Raw genomic sequence first — 3,656 nt, 5'->3', positions numbered from 1 at the left:
GGCGTTTATCTGGATACCTTGACGGCCGTTAACGGCTGTGACAGCATCATCGTGCTCGATCTACTCGTTAAAGACCTCTTCCAGGATACCACCATCGCTGAAGTTTGCTTCGGAGACAGCATCATGTGGAACGGGGCCTTCTTTGACACCACCGGTATTTACATTGATACCCTGACGGCAGCCAATGGCTGTGATAGTGTCATTGTACTGGATCTGTTTGTCAAAGAGATCTTCCAGGATACCACCGTGGCGGAAATCTGCTTCGGCGATAGCCTGCAATGGAATAATGCTTTCTTCGATACCACCGGCGTTTATCTGGACACCCTAACGGCCGCTAACGGTTGTGACAGCATCATTGTCCTTGACCTGCTCGTGAAAGACCTCTTCCAGGATACGACTATAGCCGAGGTCTGCTTCGGAGATAGCATTATGTGGAACGGGACCTTCTTCGACACCACCGGTGTTTACATCGACACCCTCACCGCCGCCAATGGCTGTGATAGCGTCATCGTACTCGATCTGTTCGTCAAAGACATCTTCCAGGATACTACTGTGGCGGAGATCTGCTTTGGCGATAGCCTCCAGTGGAACAATGCCTTCTTCGATACCACCGGCGTTTATCTGGATACCCTGACGGCCGCCAACGGTTGTGACAGCATTATCGTGCTGGATCTGCTCGTAAAAGACCTCTTCCAGGATACCACCATCGCGGAAGTTTGCTTCGGAGACAGTATCATGTGGAACGGGGCCTTCTTCGACGCCACCGGTGTTTACATCGATACCCTCACCGCCGCCAATGGCTGTGATAGTGTCATCGTACTCGATCTGTTTGTCAAGGAGATCTTCCAGGATACCACCGTGGCCGAGATCTGCTTCGGCGATAGCCTCCAGTGGAACAATGCCTTCTTCGATACCACCGGCGTTTACCTGGATACCTTGACGGCCGCTAACGGTTGTGACAGCATCATCGTGCTGGATCTGCTCGTTAAAGATCTCTTCCAGGATACCACCATCGCCGAAGTTTGCTTCGGAGATAGTATCCAATGGAACGGGGCCTTCTTTGATACGACTGGCATTTACATCGACACCCTCACTTCAACCAATGGTTGTGACAGTGTGATTGTCCTCGATCTGTTTGTGAAAGACATCTTCCAGGATACCACCGTGGCTGAGATCTGCTTTGGTGATAGCCTCCAGTGGAACAATGCCTTCTTCGATACCACCGGCGTTTACCTGGATACACTCACGGCCGCTAACGGTTGCGATAGCATTATCGTACTGGACCTGCTCGTTAAAGACCTATTCCAGGATACCACCCTCGCTGAAGTTTGCTTCGGAGACAGCATCCAGTGGAACGGGGCCTTCTTCGATACGACCGGCATTTACATCGATACCCTCACTGCCGCCAATGGCTGTGATAGCGTCATTGTACTCGATCTGTTGGTCAAAGAGATCTTCCAGGATACCACTGTGGCCGAGATCTGCTTCGGCGATAGCCTCCAGTGGAACAATGCCTTCTTCGATACCACCGGCGTTTACCTGGATACCCTGACGGCCGCTAACGGTTGTGACAGTATCATCGTGCTCGACCTGCTCGTTAAAGACCTCTTCCAGGATACCACCATCGCGGAAGTTTGCTTCGGAGATAGTATCCAATGGAACGGGGCCTTCTTTGACACTACCGGCATTTACATCGATACGCTGATGGCCGCCAATGGCTGTGATAGCGTCATTGTCCTCGATCTGTTTGTGAAGGACATTTTCCAGGATACCACCGTGGCTGAGATCTGCTTCGGCGACAGCCTCCAGTGGAACAATGGCTTCTTCGATACTACCGGCGTTTATCTGGATACCCTGACGGCCGCTAACGGCTGTGACAGCATCATCGTGCTCGACCTGCTCGTTAAAGACCTTTTCCAGGATACGACCATCGCCGAAGTTTGCTTCGGGGATAGTATCCAATGGAACGGGGCTTTCTTTGACACCACCGGTGTTTACATCGATACCCTCACCGCCGTCAATGGCTGTGATAGCGTCATCCTACTTGATCTGTTCGTGAAAGAGATCTTCCAGGATACCACTGTGGCGGAAATCTGCTTCGGCGACAGCCTCCAGTGGAACAATGCCTTCTTCGATACCACCGGCGTTTATCTGGATACCCTGACGGCCGCTAACGGTTGTGACAGTATCATCGTCCTCGACCTGCTGGTTAAAGATCTCTTCCAGGATACCACCATCGCCGAAGTTTGCTTCGGAGACAGTATCCAATGGAACGGGGCCTTCTTCGATACTACCGGTATTTACATCGATACCCTCACCGCCGCCAACGGTTGTGATAGTGTCATCGTACTCGATCTGTTTGTCAAGGAGATCTTCCAGGATACCACCGTAGCCGAGATCTGCTTCGGCGATAGCCTTCAGTGGAACAATGCCTTCTTCGATACCACCGGTGTTTATCTGGATACTCTGACGGCCACTAACGGTTGTGACAGCATCATCGTGCTCGATCTGCTCGTGAAAGATCTCTTCCAGGATACTACTATCGCTGAAGTTTGCTTCGGGGACAGTATTATGTGGAACGGAGCCTTCTTCGATACGACCGGTGTTTACATCGATACCCTCACTTCGACCAATGGTTGTGACAGTGTGATTGTGCTGGATCTGTTTGTCAAAGATGTCTTCCAGGATACGACCATAGCCGCTATCTGCTTTGGAGATAGTCTACAATGGAATGGTGCATTCTTTGACACCACAGGTATGTATATCGACACGGTCACTGCGATGAATGGCTGCGATAGTGTAATTATATTAGACCTAACAGTCAATGAGGTCTTCCGCGATACCAGCTTTGAAGCTATCTGCTTCGGTGATACCCTGGCCTGGAACGGATTCATGCTCGACTCCACCGGAGTCTATGTCGATACGCTAACCTCAAACGCCGGCTGTGATAGCATCGTCGTACTCGACCTCATGGTCAACGAGGTCTTCCGCGATACCAGCTTCGAAGCTATCTGCTTCGGCGATACCCTCGCCTGGAACGGATTCATGCTAGATTCTACCGGGGTCTATGTCGATACGCTGGCATCAAACGTCGGGTGCGACAGCATCGTTATACTCGATCTCATGGTCAACGAGGTCTTCCGTGATACCAGCTTCGAAGCTATCTGCTTCGGCGATACCCTCGCCTGGAACGGATTCATGCTCGATTCCACAGGTATTTATGTCGATACCCTGGCATCAAACGCCGGTTGCGATAGCATCGTCATACTTGACCTCATGGTCAACGAGATCTTCCGTGATACCAGTTTCGAAGCTATCTGCTTCGGCGATACCCTGGCCTGGAACGGATTCATGCTAGACTCCACCGGAGTGTATGTAGATACGCTAGCCTCAAACGCCGGTTGCGATAGCATCGTCGTGCTCGACCTCATGGTCAATGAGATCTTCCGCGATACCAGTTTCGAAGCTATCTGCTTCGGTGATACCCTGGCCTGGAACGGATTCATGCTAGACTCGACCGGCATCTATGTGGATACCCTGGCGTCAACCGCTGGCTGCGATAGCATCGTCGTGCTCGACCTCATGGTCAATGAAATATTCCGCGATACCAGCTTCGAAGCAATCTGTCTGGGTGATACCCTCGACTGGAATGGATT

1 pseudogene is annotated in these 3,656 nt (G+C 51.5%); it reads left to right on the top strand.

Features of this window, described 5'->3' with window-relative positions:
* Window positions 1-3,656 (top strand): annotated as a pseudogene (locus tag CRP01_RS42675) (hypothetical protein); the annotation flags it as partial.

The organism is Flavilitoribacter nigricans DSM 23189 = NBRC 102662, from assembly GCF_002646595.1.
Taxonomy (GTDB): Bacteria; Bacteroidota; Bacteroidia; order Chitinophagales; family Saprospiraceae; genus Flavilitoribacter; species Flavilitoribacter nigricans.
This window is presented reverse-complemented; position numbering and strand designations above follow the sequence as displayed.